Origin of the sequence: Paenibacillus terrigena DSM 21567, assembly GCF_000374845.1 — a bacterium.
GTDB classification, from domain to species: domain Bacteria; phylum Bacillota; class Bacilli; order Paenibacillales; family Paenibacillaceae; genus Paenibacillus_K; species Paenibacillus_K terrigena.
In genome coordinates this window covers 16,526-31,163 of the sequence record NZ_KB895421.1, presented here as the reverse complement: position 1 = coordinate 31,163, position 14,638 = coordinate 16,526, and the positions used below count along the sequence as shown (strand labels likewise).

Here is a 14,638-nt window from a genome sequence, read left to right as displayed (position 1 = left end):
GGAGTAAGTGTGATGAAACAAAGAGCAATTCTTATTACTGGAGCGTATGGTTTTATCGGGAAAAACCTTGCTGTAGCGTTAGAACAGCGAGAAGATTGCGAGATAATGAGAATTGGATCAAAAAATTCTTATGAGACATTAGAGGAGTATGTACTGAAGGCAGATTTTATTTATCATCTAGCGGGAGTAAACAGACCAGACTATGTAGACGAATTTCTTGTAGGTAATCGAGACTTAACCGACATGATTATTCAGATATTAATAGAGAATAATAAGAGAACTCCGTTATTATTAACTTCATCTTTACAAGCCGAAATGGATAATCCTTACGGTAATAGCAAGAGAGCAGCAGAAGAAATTGTGTTGAACTATCGATCATTGCAGTTAGCACCCGTATATATTTATCGTCTTCCTAATGTATTTGGAAAATGGTGCAAGCCAAATTACAATTCGGTTATTGCAACTTGGGCCAATAATATTGCACATGATCTGGCTATTGATATTCATGAGCCGAGTAAGGAAATTAACTTGGTGTATATAGATGATGTTGTTCAGAGCTTTAGCGATCATCTAACGGATAAAGAGTATACGCAAGGAACTCATTACAATATAACCAAGTCATTCAATGTCTCCCTAAGTCGTATTGCAGAACAATTGCATCAGTTTAAGAAAAGCAGAACATCATTGCAATCAGTAGAAGTGAGTGACGATTTTACACGTTGCTTATATTCTACTTATTTATCGTACTTGTCTCCTGACAATTTTTCTTATCATTTAAACAAAAATAGTGACAATCGCGGTTGGCTTTCAGAATTTATGAAATCAGATAAGTTTGGTCAAATTTTTATCTCGAGAACGAAACCAGGGATTACTCGAGGAAATCATTGGCACCATACCAAGGTTGAAAAGTTTTTAGTAGTTGAGGGGCAAGCTGTTATTAAGTTTCGTGGAATAGAAGATCACACTGTCTTGGAATATGTTGTGAGTGGTAATGATCCAGAAGTAGTAGATATTCCACCTGGATATACACACTCTATTACTAATATTGGTGATACCGAGCTTGTAACATTATTTTGGGCTAATGAAGTATTCGATAAGTCTAGACCAGATACCTATTATTTGGAGGTTTAATGTGAATAGATTAAAGTTGATGACTATTATAGGAACACGTCCTGAAATAATTAGACTATCAGAGTGTATAAAGGCTTGTGATAAGTATTTTGACCATGTTCTTGTTCATACAGGACAAAACTGGGATTACACATTGAATGAAGTTTTCTTTGAGGAGCTTGAACTACGCAAACCTGACTACTTTCTGGATTCAGTTGGAAATAGCCTTGGGGAGACAATGGGGAACATCATTTCAAAGTCATTCGAAGTTCTTCAAAAGGAGAAACCAGACGCTTTATTAATTCTAGGTGATACCAATAGTGCGTTAAGCGCAATTTCGGCTAAACGATTAAAGATTCCAATCTTTCATATGGAAGCTGGAAATCGCTGTTTTGATCAGAATGTTCCGGAAGAAATTAATCGTAAAATAGTCGATCATATTAGTGATATTAATCTTCCTTATACGGAACATAGTAGACGCTACCTAATGTCAGAAGGGTTTAGGAAAGAACATATTTTTGTTACAGGATCCCCGATGACAGAGGTTCTTCGCAATCAGATGTATAAGATAACAGGTAGTACCATCTTGGGAAAATTAAATCTTGAGACGGGTCAATATATTTTAGTTTCAGCACATCGTGAGGAGAACATCGATAACGAGGATAATTTTATGTCCTTAATGAATGGATTAAATGAGTTAGCCGAAATGCATCAAATCCCTATTATCTATTCTACACACCCTAGAAGTTGGAAGAGAATAGTGGAAAGAGGCTTTAAATTCCATCCATTAGTTCGACAATTAAAGCCATTTGGATTTATTGACTATAATAAATTGCAAATGAATGCATATTGCGTTATATCAGATAGTGGTACATTGTCTGAAGAATCAGCAATACTTCACTTCCCAGCGGTATTAATAAGAACCTCCACAGAGCGACCTGAAGTGCTTGATAAAGGGACGGTAGTTATAGGTGGGATTAAGTCTGATGAAATCATTCAAGCTATAACATTATGCCGTGACATGTGGGATAATGCTGAGCAAGTGGAGATGGCGATAGATTATATAGACAGTAATGTATCTGTAAAGGTTGTTAAAATTATTCAAAGCTATACTAAGATCATTAATAAGTTTGTTTGGAGAAAGGGAGACTAATAGTCTCCCCTTCATCATATTAAACGAAGGGAATAAGTTAATGACAAAAAAAATACTTGTCATTTGCCAACACTTTTGGCCTGAAGAATTCAGAATTAATGATATTACGAAATCGTTAGTGGAGTTAGGTTACGAAGTAGATGTTATTTGTGGAATCCCAAATTATCCTCAAGGGAAATGTTTTGAAGGGTATTCCTTATTTAAGCAAAGACAAGAGGAGTATGAAGGAGTCAAAGTTTATCGAAGCTTCCTTATTCCTCGTGGCAGTGGGAATGCATTACAAGTTTTATTAAATTACATTACATTTCCGATATTCTCATTACTGCAACTTTTTAAATTGAGAAAGCGTAATTATGATAAAATTATGGTTTATCAATTAACGCCTGTGTTTATGGCATTTCCAGCATTGATAGCTAGAAGAATGTTTAAAAAAGAAACCTATTTATACATTTTGGACCTTTGGCCTGAAAGTTTATTTTCAGTGTATAATTATAACTCTTCGATCTATAAAGTATTATTCACTAAGATTTCGAATAGTCTTTATAGGCGATTTGACTATTTCATGACAACGTCGAACGGGATTAAGTCGCTAATACAAGAAAGATATCAGATTAGTGAAAATAGAGTTCTATATCTTCCCAATTGGGCTGAAGAAATATATGAAGAAAAACGTCAAGATCCTGAGCTTCAAAATAAGTTTGCAGGGACGTTTAATGTTATGTTTGCAGGAAATATCGGACCAGCGCAAAGTTTTGAAACGATAATTATGGCTGCTAAAGTATGCAAGGATAATGGATATACCAACATAAAATGGATTATTGTTGGCGATGGAATGACTCGAAAATGGGCTGAAGATAGGGCTAGTGAGATAGGAGTTGCCGAGGTCATGGATTTCGTAGGAAGAAAGCCAATGGCTAACATGCCAGAGTATTATGATGTGGCAAGTGTTATGCTCGTTTCTCTGGTTAAGAGTGAACTGTTCAGTATTACTCTCCCTGCTAAGATTCAGTCATATCTAGCTGCTGGCAAACCGATTCTTGCATCTCTTGATGGCGAAGGGGGTATGATTATAGCTGAAAGTAATTCAGGATTAGTTAGTGCGTCTGAAGATTATATTTCTTTAGCTGAGAATGTTAAGAAGATGAGCTTACTAACTGATGATGAGTTAAATCAATTGGGTACCAACGGTTATGAATATTATCGATCTAATTTTAGAAAAAATGGCTTAATAAAGAAGTTAACCAGCTTTATGTTTAATAAAACTGCTATCAAATAGGTGGAAGAGATCATGAAGATTATTGAAACAAATTTTTACTGATGTTTTTATTTTAGAGCCTCAATTTTTTGAAGGTAGCCGTGGTTTTTTTTATGGAAAGCTACAATGCAGAGAAACTGTGTAAACTATGATTTGTATATGACTTTATTCAGGATAATCACTCATTGTCTGTTGAGGCGGGTACAATAAGAAGATTGCATTATCAATTGATGCCTAATGCACAAACAAAATTAGTCCGCGTTACTGCAGGTGCAGTATATGATGCTGTTGTTAATATCAGACAAAGCAGTCCTACATTTGGTAAAAGGGAAATACTAGGGGACAATTGGTCATTTAGGTTGTTATAGTTTTCATGAGACAAAGAACTATAACTGTGGTGAAGGCGGGGCTCTACTAGCTAACCGTGAGCAATTTGTTGAACGAGCAGAGATAATTCGTGAAAAGCGTACTGATCGTTCGAGATTTTTTAGAGGACAAGTTGATAAATATACCTGGGTGGATTTAGGCTCTTCATATTTACCTAGTGAAATTATTGCAGGCTTCTTATATGCACAATTAGAACAAGCAGAAGAAATTAATAACGACAGACTGAACACCTGGAATCGATATTATGAGGGATTATTTGATTTAGGTAAGAATGGGCTATTGGACTTGCCGTACATTCCAGAAGAGTGTGATCATAATGCTGTTCTATGTGAAGAAGAGAGAACAAGATTGATTAACTTCCCTAAAGAAAATAGTGTTCAAGCTGTATTTCATTATGTGCCATTACATTCTTCAGATGCAGGCCAAAGATTCGGAAGATTTCATGGTGAAGATGTTATCACTACCACTGAGAGCGAAAGATTAGTAAGATTACCATTATATTATCACATGGCTAGTGAAGACATAGATAAGGTAATAGATTGCGTAAAGAAATTCTATTTATGAGGAGTGTTATTATGAAAGGTATCATATTGGCTGGAGGTACGGGGTCTAGATTATTCCCTTTGACTAAAGTAACGAACAAGCATTTGCTGCCTGTAGGCAAATATCCTATGATATTTCATTCGGTAAATAAATTAAAAGAAGCAAATATTAATGATATCCTTATTGTTACAGGCAAAGAACATATGGGTGATGTCGTCAATCTTTTGGGCAGTGGTCGTGACATGGGTGTTTCTTTCACTTATAAGGTTCAAGATGAAGCTGGAGGGATTGCGCAAGCGTTAGACTTGGCGGAGCAATTCGTATGTGGTGATCAAATGGTGGTCATTCTGGGTGATAACGTGTTTGAAGATAATATTTCCGGATACGTAGATAATTTCCGTGAACAGTCAAAAGGTGCTAAAATCTTACTTCAAGAAGTTCATGATCCACAGCGATACGGAGTAGCAGAGTTAGATGGAGACATGATTATTTCTATTGAAGAAAAGCCACAACAACCGAAAAGCAATTATGCCGTAACAGGCATATATATGTTCGATAGCTCCGTATTTGATATTGTAAAAACACTCAAACCTTCCGGTCGAGGTGAGTTAGAAATCACAGATGTAAACAATGCTTATATTGCTCGAGGAGAACTAACATATGATGTGCTTCAGGGTTGGTGGACAGATGCTGGAACGCACGTATCATGGGCAAAAGCCAATGAATTAGCACAAAATATTACCTTTTCCGAAGAATTCGGAAAATTGAAGTTATAGAGGTGCTACTATGAAAGTAATCGATACGAAGTTACGCGGTGTCCGAATTATTGAACCTGCGGTCCATGGGGACCATCGTGGTTTTTTTATGGAAAGTTACAACAGTGCGATTTTTCGTGAATATAATATGGATTATTTGTTCGTTCAAGATAACCATTCTTTGTCTGTTGAGAAGGGTGTTATCCGAGGCTTGCACTATCAATTAAATCCGAAAGCACAGACGAAGTTAGTTCGTGCAGTGGCTGGTGCGATATATGATGTTATCGTTGACATTCGCCGTAACTCTCCGACGTTCGGACAATGGATTGGTGTTCATTTGAGCGCAGAAAACAAGCGTCAATTGCTTGTTCCTCAGGGCTTCGCTCATGGCTTCTGTACGACAGAACCAAACACAGAAGTTCTCTACAAAGTAGATGAACTCTATTCCCCTGAACATGATCGGGGCATTTTGTGGAATGATCCTGCGCTAGGCATTGACTGGCCGACAGATCAGCCAATTCTTTCGGATAAAGATACGAAACATCCGTTATTACGCGATGCTGACATCAATTTTGAGTAAGGGGGAGCCGAGTTGAAGTTATTAGTTACAGGCGGTGCCGGGTTTATTGGAAGTAACTTTGTAATTTACATGGTAAATAAGTATCCAGAGTATCAGATTATTAATCTTGATGCGCTTACGTATGCTGGGAACTTAGAGAACTTAAAGAGTGTTGAGAATCAGCCGAATTATACCTTTATTAAAGGCGATATCGCTGATGCACAAAAAGTAGATGAGATATTCCAGCAAGGCGTAGACATTGTAGTTAACTTTGCAGCCGAGTCTCATGTAGACCGGAGTATCTTGGATCCAGGCATCTTTGTGCAAACGAATGTTATGGGTACTCAAGTGTTGCTTGATGCAGCGCGGAAGTATAATGTTCAAAAATATGTTCAAATCTCTACAGATGAAGTCTATGGTACGCTCGGGGATACAGGAATGTTCTCGGAAACTACTCCACTAGCGCCTAACAGCCCTTACTCGGCAAGTAAAACAGGCGGAGATCTCCTTGTGCGTGCATATCATGAAACGTACGGGATGAATGTGAATATTACACGTTGTTCGAATAACTATGGTCCATATCATTTTCCAGAGAAATTAATCCCATTAATGATTTCAAATGCTCTCAATGATAAACAGCTTCCTGTTTATGGTGATGGTTTAAATGTTCGTGACTGGCTGTATGTTGAAGATCATTGCAGTGCGATCGATCTGGTCATCCATAATGGAAAAAGCGGTGAAGTATACAATGTTGGTGGTAATAATGAAAGAACGAATATTCAAATCGTAGAAACGATCCTAGAGGCATTAGACAAACCAAAATCATTAATTACTTATGTAGCAGATCGTCTGGGTCATGACCGCCGTTATGCTATTGATGCTTCGAAAATTCGTACAGAATTGGGATGGCAGCCGAAGTATCATTTTGAGACGGGAATTAAGAAGACGATTCAATGGTATTTGGACAATAAAGACTGGTGGACTCGGATTCAATCAGGAGCATATCAAGAATACTACGCCAAGCAATATGGCGAGCGCCTGGGTGAATAGTATGAAGATCCTTGTTACGGGTGCTCAGGGTCAATTGGGTCAAGATGTCATACGTATATTCAAGCAAAAGGGTCACCTAGTACTTGGTTATACACGCCAAGAGTTAGATGTAACGAACCTACAACAATGTGAGTCAGTCATCTATTCTCAACAGCCAGATGCCATCATTCATTGCGCAGCATACACAGCAGTAGATGCAGCGGAGACGGATGAAGACGGAGCATATCTCGTAAATGCAGTCGGTAGTCGTAATATTGCAGTGGCAGCCGAAAAGGTTGGAGCTAAAGTATGCTATATTAGTACGGATTACGTATTTAACGGAAATTCTTCAACGGCCTATCGTGAATATGATAATACAGACCCGCAGACAGTTTACGGGAAGTCAAAACGAGCAGGGGAGCATCTTGTTCAAACATTATCTTCGAAATACTATATTGTTCGTACTTCTTGGGTATATGGGGCTCACGGTAATAACTTTGTAAAAACAATGTTGAAACTGGGAGCCGAGAAGCCATCTCTCCAAGTAGTTCATGATCAAGTGGGATCACCAACGTATACAGTGGATCTTGCTTACTTCCTTGAGGAACTGGTTCAGACGGAGTATTATGGTATTTATCATGCATCCAATTCGGAGTCGTGTTCGTGGTATGAATTCGCACAAGCAATATTCGAGGAGGCAGGCTTAAAGCCTGAATTATTGCCGTGCACAACGGATCAATTTCCGCGTCCAGCTCCAAGACCAAGTAACTCTGTGATGGAGCATTTGTCTATCCGAACGAACGGACTTCGAGATTTACGCCCATGGCGTGATGCGTTGAAGGAATTCATCGAAGTTAACAAAATAAGATAATATAGTTATTTATATGAAAGATTGCTGGGGACATTTCCCCAGTAGTCTTTTCTTTTTGAGAAAATGATAAAACTAGGATTCTCTGTATATATATCATATAATCGTACAAAGAAGATCATTCCTTACATCTTCTTAATGATCAAAGTATGAAGGTGACGTATGGAAAAGGTTCAAGTACTAATGTCAACATATAATGGAGAAGCCTTTTTAGAGGAGCAAATACAAAGCATTCTTCAACAAAGTTATTCTGAAGTCTCAATTTTGATTAGAGATGACGGCTCCAAGGATAATACGGTGTCGGTAATTAACAGAATAATTGAGAGAAATCCAGGTAAGATTGTACTCATTAAGGGTGAGAACTTAGGGGTAGTACAAAGCTTTTTTGAATTACTTCAATTTTCTGATGATACTGCTTCCTACTACTGTTTTTGTGATCAAGACGATGTATGGATGTTGGACAAAATAGAAAGAGCCGTTCATGCATTGCGTTCATGTAGTGCTACTGGGATGTTCTTTACCTCAACCATGCTTGTAGATCATGATTTAAATGAAATCAAAGTGTGGCCTAGCCCACATGAACGAGAGACCTCCTTTTATAACTCATTAGTTCAAAATATAGCTGTTGGGGCAACGATGGTAATGAATAAAGCAGCTCGCGATCTGCTCATTTCCAAGACACCTAATACCGATAATCTTTTGATGCACGACTGGTGGGTATACACATGTATTTCCGCTTTTGGCGAAGTAATCTATGATTCCAAACCAACGATGTATTATCGTCAGCATGGAAATAATGTCGTCGGAGGCAATACAACAGCGATCCACAAATGGCAGAAGAAATGGGAAAGTTTTCGCAAACACTCAGGGGATAAGCTTTTAAAAAGACAAGCCATAGAATTTGCAAATCATTATGGGTCTCAACTTGAAGCTGAGAAACTAAACCAACTTCAATTATTCATTCAGTCAAGAAGATCGTTAAAACAGAGATTGAACTATCTTCATAAATCTAAGCTCTACCGTCAATCATGGACAGAGAATCAATTATTTAAATTCCTTGTATTGATTGATTATATTTAGAATAAGACTAGGATCGTAATTTAACATTTATCCGTTAAGTCCATTCTTTATCAAGACTTTAACTGGTTAACCCTGTTAATACCGAACTCTAGTCTTTTTCTATGCTATAATAAGCCTATCAACTCTCGAGATGGGAGAATATTAATGGACTTAAGCATTATCATCCTCAACTACAATACACGACAACTAACACTAGATTGCTTGCAATCGGTCTACGCTTCGACAACGTCATATCGATACGAAGTGATACTTATCGACAATAACTCATCCGACGATTCGGTTGAGCATTTGCAGCGTCATTACCCTTCAACGCATCTTATCGCGAACCAAGAGAACGTCGGGTTTTCCCGTGCCAATAATCAAGGTATGCTTGTAGCGCAAGGCCGATATATATTACTACTCAACTCCGATACGATCGTCGAATCTGAGACGTTCGAGATCATGCTCCAGTTCATGGACAGTCATCCCGAAGTCGGAACCTCTGGTTGCAAGCTTATACTTCCTGACGGTTCGCTGGATAAGGCCTGCCGGCGTGGCTTCCCTACGCCTTCTGCATCATTTTATTACGCATTTGGCCTCTCACGCATGTTCCCGAATAATCCGCGCTTCAATCAATACCAACTTGGCTATCTCAGTCCCGACGAATCCTATCCAATTGATTGCCTGGTTGGCGCCTTCATGCTCGTTCGCAGAGAAGCGATTGATCAGGTGGGGATGCTGGATGAGGAGTTTTTCATGTACGGAGAAGATATTGATTGGTGCTATCGGATCAAAAAAGCAGGATGGCAAAATTACTACTACTCGCGCACATTCATCACACATTATAAGGGTGCAAGCAGCCGACGCAAACCATTCAAGATCATTTACGAGTTTCATCGTGCTATGTACTTGTTTCACAAAAAGCATTACCGCAAACATTACTCGATACTTATTAATGGACTCGTCTACGCAGGCATATTGGTGAAATTTTCGACATCACTCATCAAAAATAAAATGTTACGATAGAATCAAACGAATTCCTATCTTCTTGAATTAATTGAGGTGACAGCATGCTGCGTAAGAACCAGCGATTTCTGACGCAACTTTATATTATAGCTGACTTTGTAATAATCCAGATTATCTTCTTATTCGCCTATTGGATGAAATTTCAGAGCGGACTGATGGAACACGAGTCTCCTCTCCCACTGTCGGAATACTCCAAATGGAGCCTTATCTACGGCGGCATCGCCGTCATTATTGGCATGATGAGCGGCTTCTATTCGCCGAAGCGAAAGAAGCGATTTGCAGATGATTTTTGGCGTATCATTCAGGTACATCTGATCAGCTTATTTGTGCTCCTAAGCCTATTGTTTTATTTTAAAGCCGTACATATCTCGCGTGAATACCTTGCGGTTTATATGATCGGTAACGTGCTTGCGATCCTTTTCTACCGTTTTGCAGTCAAAAAAGGACTCCGCCACTTCCGTGAGAAAGGTTTTAATAAACAATTTGTGCTTATCCTAGGCGCGGGTACACTGGGCAAAAGATTTTACAAGAACCTGAAGCAGCATCCTGAAATGGGCTACGAAGTCTTTGGCTTCCTGGACGACCAACAAGAAATCGACGAGCAATTCGCTCTCAAATACAAGCCGATTCTCGGGACGATCGATGATCTCGAACAAATCATCGAGCAGCGACTGATCGACGAAGTGATTATCGCACTTCCGCTCGAGGCGCACCACCGCTTCCCGCATATCATCAATACGTGCGAAAAAGCTGGCGTCCGAACGCTCATCATTCCCGATTTCTTCGACTACTTACCAGCGCGCCCAACGTTCGATAATTTTGCAGGCATGCCGCTCATCAACGTACGAGACATACCGCTCGATCTCATGAGTAACCGCATCATGAAGCGCGCCTTTGATATCGCTTTTGCTCTATTCGCGATCATCCTAACATCGCCGGTCTTACTCCTAGCAGCAATCGGCATCAAATTAACATCACCAGGCCCGATTATCTTCAAGCAAGAACGTGTAGGCCTTAATCGTCGCAACTTCATGATGTTCAAGTTCAGATCGATGCGCGTTCAATCGCAAGGGACCTCTGATACGAAGTGGACGACCGAGAACGACCCACGGAAGACGAAGTTCGGTTCGTTCCTTCGCAAAACAAGTCTCGACGAGCTGCCGCAATTCTTCAACGTACTGCTCGGACATATGAGCATTGTCGGCCCGAGGCCAGAGAGACCTTTCTTCGTTGATCAATTCAAGGAAGAAATTCCGAAATACATGGTCAAGCACCATGTCCGCCCCGGCATTACAGGATGGGCGCAGAGCAACGGCCTGCGCGGGGATACATCGATCGAAGAGCGCATTCGCTATGATATCTTTTATATTGAGAATTGGTCCATTCTCTTCGATGTGAAGATCATCTGGAAGACAGTAATTAACGGTTTTATCAATAAGAACGCGTATTAACGCACCCCAAACTCCCGATACTAGTGACATCTAGTAGAGGGGGTTTTTCTATGACCATGCATCCGCATGACTCATCTGACACTTATGACGAAGAAGAGAGCAGGAACCCTGGTCGCGGCTGGCTCATCGGCGGTGGACTAAGCATCCTGCTATGGATTTTGATCATTTTAGCGATTCGACAACTTCTTCATTAAGACTCCTACTAAATTCCTAACAATTTCATAGTTCTGAATATTGAATATTCGGAATATTACTATTGAATCCGAGGGTCATTTCCTTTAGTATTAGCTTATTATCAGGTGAGAGGGGAATTTTGGCTAGATGAATCAGAAGTCAATTTTTAATTTCAGCACACTCGTTGTGGTCGCGATCGGGATCGGCGCAGCGTTGTATGGCTTTTTAGGATTTTTTGGTTTTACAGTAGGTCCAGCGACATGGATTAAGCCAGCGGTTGCGTTCTTGACGATCTTTGGCGCATTGTTCGGTCCCGTGATTGGTTTCTTAATCGGATTTATCGGCCACGTCATTACGGATTTGATGTCAGGTGGAGGCGTCTGGTGGGGTTGGGCGCTTGGATCGGGACTCATCGGTTTATTCAGTGGATTCGTATATTTGAGCAAAGGTTTCAATGTCAAAGCAGGCGCTTACGCGAAGAAGCATTTATACCAAATCGTAGCTTTTGGGTTCTTAGGATGTCTCGTAGGGATGGGGGAAGCGACAATTTTCGACGTTCTCTTCATGGGTGAGCCGCTAGACAAAATGCTCGTTCAATTCTGGGGCGCATTCCTATCGAACATCGTCGTTGTTGCCATCCTGGGTCTACCGATCATCCTTGCTATCTTACGTGTGAATAAAAAGAGCACGAACTTAACCATCGAGAAATAGGAGTACAGCATGATATCCTTCCAACAATTCAGCTTTCAATATCAGAAGTTAACCGAGCCGACGCTGCGGAACATCAACCTTGAGATCCAGCCTGGTGAGAAAATATTAATTGCCGGCCCAAGCGGCTCTGGCAAGTCGACATTAGCCCATTGTATCAATGGGCTGATTCCTTTTACGTACGAAGGCAAGATCGAAGGCACGATGACGATCAACGGAGAGCCCACAACAGGCAAAAGTATTTTTGAGATCAGCAAAACCGTTGGTACCATTCTTCAGGATCTGGATGGCCAGTTCATCGGTCTATCGGTCGGCGAGGATGTGGCGTTTTCCTTCGAAAATGATGGCATACCGCGCAAACAGATGCGCGAGGAAGTGGAGCGTGCACTCACGACCGTGAATATGCTTCCATTTATAGATCAAAGCCCTCATGATCTCTCCGGCGGACAGAAGCAGCGCGTATCCCTTGCAGGTATTCTCTCTACGCAAGCCGATATTCTACTCTTTGATGAGCCGCTCGCGAATTTGGATCCAGCCAGCGGTAAGCAAGCCATGCAGATGATTGACGACATTCATAAGCAGACGGGCAAGACGATCATCATCATAGAGCATCGAATTGAAGACGTTCTCGAGCAGCCTATCGACCGGATCGTGGTTATGAGCGAAGGCGAGATACAAGCGATCGGAACGCCGGATGAGATTCTAGCCTCTGATGTTCTTCGCAAGCATGGACTACGCGAACCCCTCTACATTGAGGCGCTGAAATATGCCGGATGCGAGCTCTCTACAGCCGATAAATTAGCGCAGTTAAATAACATGAGATTACCGAAGTTCGAGCATGCACTCGAGGCGTGGTACGAATCCGCCGCTGCTTCAACAGAAGTCCAGAACCGCGAACCGCTACTAGACGTTCAAAATCTTCGCTTTGCTTATGATGAAGCGCATGAGGTCATTCGCGGCGTTTCTTTTCAAGTTCATGAAGGGGAGATTGTATCGCTGCTAGGTAATAATGGTGCGGGCAAATCGACCCTGAGCCATCTGATCATGGGGATTGTTCGTCAGACATCTGGCGAGATCCGGCTGCAGGGCGAGGACATTCGTCCTTGGAACATACGGCTGCGCGGTGAGAAAATTGGCTATGTGATGCAGAACCCGAATCAAATGATTACACAGCATATGATTTGGGATGAAGTCGCACTTGGACTAACGGTTCGTGGGATGTCCAAAGAGATCGTGGATCAAAAGGTGGAGCACGTACTCCGCATTTGCGGCCTTTATCCGTATCGCAACTGGCCAATCTCTGCGCTGAGCTATGGTCAGAAGAAGAGGGTCACGATTGCAGCAGTTCTAGCGATGGAGCCGAAGCTGATCATTTTGGACGAGCCGACGGCGGGTCAGGACTATAAGCACTACACCGAATTTATGGAGTTTATCTCGAGTTTGTCACAGACAGGACTTTCGTTCATTTTCATCACCCATGATATGCATTTGGCCTTGGAGTACACAGATCGTGCAGTCGTTCTATCGGGGGGCGAAGTCATTGCGAGTGATCGCGTGGCGAGCGTGCTAACGAACGCTGAGGTGATTGAACGAGCGAATTTGAAAGAAACCTCGCTCTCCATGTTGTCGCGAATGATCGGACTGCCTTCAGCAGAAGGATTCGTGCAGCATTTTATTAACTATGAAAAAAAGGTGAAGCACCATGAGTAAGATGGGAACGTTATATGCTCCCGGGGATTCCGTTTTCCACCGTATGGATGGCAGTATCAAGATGTTATTGTTCGCTGCATGGACGATCACGACATTTCTTTTTCTAGATTTGCGCGTTTTTATCGTGATGCTCCTCATCGGAACGATTCTATTATTATCCGCGAAAATACCATTCCGGCAGATTCGGATTCTGCTCTGGGTCATGATCGTCTTTAACGTATTTAACACGGCCTTTATTATTCTCATTACGCCGACGTATGGCTCGGAGCTGACTGGAACGAATACACCGGTATTGAATATTGGCTACAATACGATTAATTTAGAGACGTTGTTCTATGTATTGACGCTCACGGCCAAATATTTGACTCTGCTCCCTGTGAGTTTGCTCTTTATTTTCACCACACATCCGAGTAAGTTTGCGAGCAGTCTGAATCGGATCGGCGTTCCTTATAAAATCGCCTACGCCGTCAATATTGCATTTCGCTATATTCCGGATATTCAATCGGAGTTCCGAGGAATCACGAATTCGATGCAAATGCGCGGGATCGGGTTTCGTAAGGGAGATGCCCCATTCACACAGCGGGTGAAAAATGTGACGTCGATTGCCATTCCGATGTTATACTCGTCACTCCAGCGTATTGAGGTTGTCTCTAATGCCATGGAGTTACGTGGATTCGGCAAACATAAACGCCGCACATGGTACGCCATGGAGGATCTGCGTGCCATGGATTACACCGTAGGCGCATTGTGCATATTGGTAACTGCCAGTGCGATCTGGCTGAAGATTGGTGTGCTTAGCGGATTCTGGTATCCATTTTAAAGTAATCATAGACCGCAACCTTCTCGAGGTG

The 14,638-nt window shown here is 41.3% G+C and carries 16 protein-coding genes; all 16 read left to right on the top strand.

What is annotated here, in order from left to right:
* Positions 1–12: 12 nt before the first annotated feature.
* The 16 genes from C558_RS0123110 to C558_RS0123040 all read left to right on the top strand — a co-directional run bounded on the left by C558_RS0123110 (position 13) and on the right by C558_RS0123040 (position 14,607).
* Positions 13–1,131: a polysaccharide biosynthesis C-terminal domain-containing protein gene (locus tag C558_RS0123110; RefSeq protein WP_018758686.1), complete on the top strand. Its 1,119-nt coding sequence runs from the start codon at positions 13–15 to the stop codon at positions 1,129–1,131.
* Position 1,132: 1 nt separating this feature from the next.
* Positions 1,133–2,263 carry a non-hydrolyzing UDP-N-acetylglucosamine 2-epimerase gene (gene wecB, locus C558_RS0123105; RefSeq protein ID WP_018758685.1) on the top strand — a complete coding sequence of 377 codons (1,131 nt, stop codon included), beginning with the start codon at positions 1,133–1,135 and terminating at the stop codon, positions 2,261–2,263.
* Positions 2,264–2,303: 40 nt separating this feature from the next.
* On the top strand, positions 2,304–3,539 hold the full coding sequence (locus tag C558_RS0123100) for a glycosyltransferase family 4 protein (RefSeq protein WP_018758684.1): 1,236 nt from the start codon (positions 2,304–2,306) through the stop codon (positions 3,537–3,539).
* Positions 3,540–3,703: 164 nt separating this feature from the next.
* Positions 3,704–3,886, top strand: coding sequence for a dTDP-4-dehydrorhamnose 3,5-epimerase family protein (locus C558_RS35125; protein ID WP_342662352.1), 183 nt, complete (start codon positions 3,704–3,706; stop codon positions 3,884–3,886).
* A complete protein-coding gene (locus C558_RS31740; RefSeq protein ID WP_083927253.1) occupies positions 3,864–4,469 on the top strand; it encodes a DegT/DnrJ/EryC1/StrS family aminotransferase in 606 nt (201 codons plus the stop codon). Before C558_RS35125 ends, C558_RS31740 begins: the two co-directional genes overlap by 23 nt.
* 11 nt (positions 4,470–4,480) lie before the next feature.
* Complete coding sequence (locus C558_RS0123090) at positions 4,481–5,224, top strand: sugar phosphate nucleotidyltransferase (protein ID WP_018758682.1); 744 nt, start codon at positions 4,481–4,483, stop codon at positions 5,222–5,224.
* 10 nt (positions 5,225–5,234) lie between these two features.
* A complete protein-coding gene (gene rfbC, locus C558_RS0123085; RefSeq protein WP_018758681.1) occupies positions 5,235–5,783 on the top strand; it encodes a dTDP-4-dehydrorhamnose 3,5-epimerase in 549 nt (182 codons plus the stop codon).
* Positions 5,784–5,795: 12 nt separating this feature from the next.
* Positions 5,796–6,812, top strand: coding sequence for a dTDP-glucose 4,6-dehydratase (gene rfbB, locus C558_RS0123080; RefSeq protein ID WP_018758680.1), 1,017 nt, complete (start codon positions 5,796–5,798; stop codon positions 6,810–6,812).
* A 1-nt stretch (position 6,813) separates the two neighbouring features.
* The gene (gene rfbD, locus C558_RS0123075; protein ID WP_040675708.1) at positions 6,814–7,662 is read left to right on the top strand and encodes a dTDP-4-dehydrorhamnose reductase; all 849 of its coding nucleotides are present in this window, start codon (positions 6,814–6,816) and stop codon (positions 7,660–7,662) included.
* A 159-nt stretch (positions 7,663–7,821) separates the two neighbouring features.
* Entirely contained in the window at positions 7,822–8,739 is a 918-nt protein-coding gene (locus C558_RS0123070; protein ID WP_018758678.1) for a glycosyltransferase family 2 protein, read from the top strand.
* 144 nt (positions 8,740–8,883) lie between these two features.
* Positions 8,884–9,744 (top strand): glycosyltransferase family 2 protein, encoded by an 861-nt coding sequence (locus C558_RS0123065; protein ID WP_018758677.1) that lies wholly within the window; start codon positions 8,884–8,886, stop codon positions 9,742–9,744.
* Positions 9,745–9,788: 44 nt separating this feature from the next.
* A complete protein-coding gene (locus C558_RS0123060; protein ID WP_018758676.1) occupies positions 9,789–11,195 on the top strand; it encodes an undecaprenyl-phosphate glucose phosphotransferase in 1,407 nt (468 codons plus the stop codon).
* A gap of 50 nt (positions 11,196–11,245) precedes the next feature.
* Positions 11,246–11,389, top strand: coding sequence for a hypothetical protein (locus tag C558_RS33960; protein WP_018758675.1), 144 nt, complete (start codon positions 11,246–11,248; stop codon positions 11,387–11,389).
* Between the two features lie 142 nt (positions 11,390–11,531).
* Complete coding sequence (locus tag C558_RS0123050) at positions 11,532–12,080, top strand: ECF-type riboflavin transporter substrate-binding protein (protein WP_156826245.1); 549 nt, start codon at positions 11,532–11,534, stop codon at positions 12,078–12,080.
* Positions 12,081–12,089: 9 nt separating this feature from the next.
* Positions 12,090–13,787, top strand: a complete 1,698-nt coding sequence (locus C558_RS0123045) for an ABC transporter ATP-binding protein (protein WP_018758673.1) — start codon at positions 12,090–12,092, stop codon at positions 13,785–13,787.
* Positions 13,780–14,607 (top strand): energy-coupling factor transporter transmembrane component T family protein, encoded by an 828-nt coding sequence (locus tag C558_RS0123040; RefSeq protein ID WP_018758672.1) that lies wholly within the window; start codon positions 13,780–13,782, stop codon positions 14,605–14,607. The genes C558_RS0123045 and C558_RS0123040 overlap by 8 nt, the downstream gene beginning before the upstream one ends.
* Positions 14,608–14,638 lie beyond the last annotated feature (31 nt).

Excerpts from the sequence above, each read along its gene's own strand:
- C558_RS0123110 (WP_018758686.1), top strand. The coding sequence starts at position 13 with ATGAAACAAAGAGCAATTCTTATTACTGGAGCGTATGGTTTTATCGGG.
- C558_RS0123100 (WP_018758684.1), top strand. The coding sequence starts at position 2,304 with ATGACAAAAAAAATACTTGTCATTTGCCAACACTTTTGGCCTGAAGAA.
- C558_RS0123090 (WP_018758682.1), top strand. The coding sequence starts at position 4,481 with ATGAAAGGTATCATATTGGCTGGAGGTACGGGGTCTAGATTATTCCCT.
- rfbC (WP_018758681.1), top strand. The coding sequence starts at position 5,235 with ATGAAAGTAATCGATACGAAGTTACGCGGTGTCCGAATTATTGAACCT.
- rfbD (WP_040675708.1), top strand. The coding sequence starts at position 6,814 with ATGAAGATCCTTGTTACGGGTGCTCAGGGTCAATTGGGTCAAGATGTC.
- C558_RS0123070 (WP_018758678.1), top strand. The coding sequence starts at position 7,822 with ATGGAAAAGGTTCAAGTACTAATGTCAACATATAATGGAGAAGCCTTT.
- C558_RS0123065 (WP_018758677.1), top strand. The coding sequence starts at position 8,884 with ATGGACTTAAGCATTATCATCCTCAACTACAATACACGACAACTAACA.
- C558_RS0123060 (WP_018758676.1), top strand. The coding sequence starts at position 9,789 with ATGCTGCGTAAGAACCAGCGATTTCTGACGCAACTTTATATTATAGCT.
- C558_RS33960 (WP_018758675.1), top strand. The coding sequence starts at position 11,246 with ATGACCATGCATCCGCATGACTCATCTGACACTTATGACGAAGAAGAG.
- C558_RS0123045 (WP_018758673.1), top strand. The coding sequence starts at position 12,090 with ATGATATCCTTCCAACAATTCAGCTTTCAATATCAGAAGTTAACCGAG.
- C558_RS0123040 (WP_018758672.1), top strand. The coding sequence starts at position 13,780 with ATGAGTAAGATGGGAACGTTATATGCTCCCGGGGATTCCGTTTTCCAC.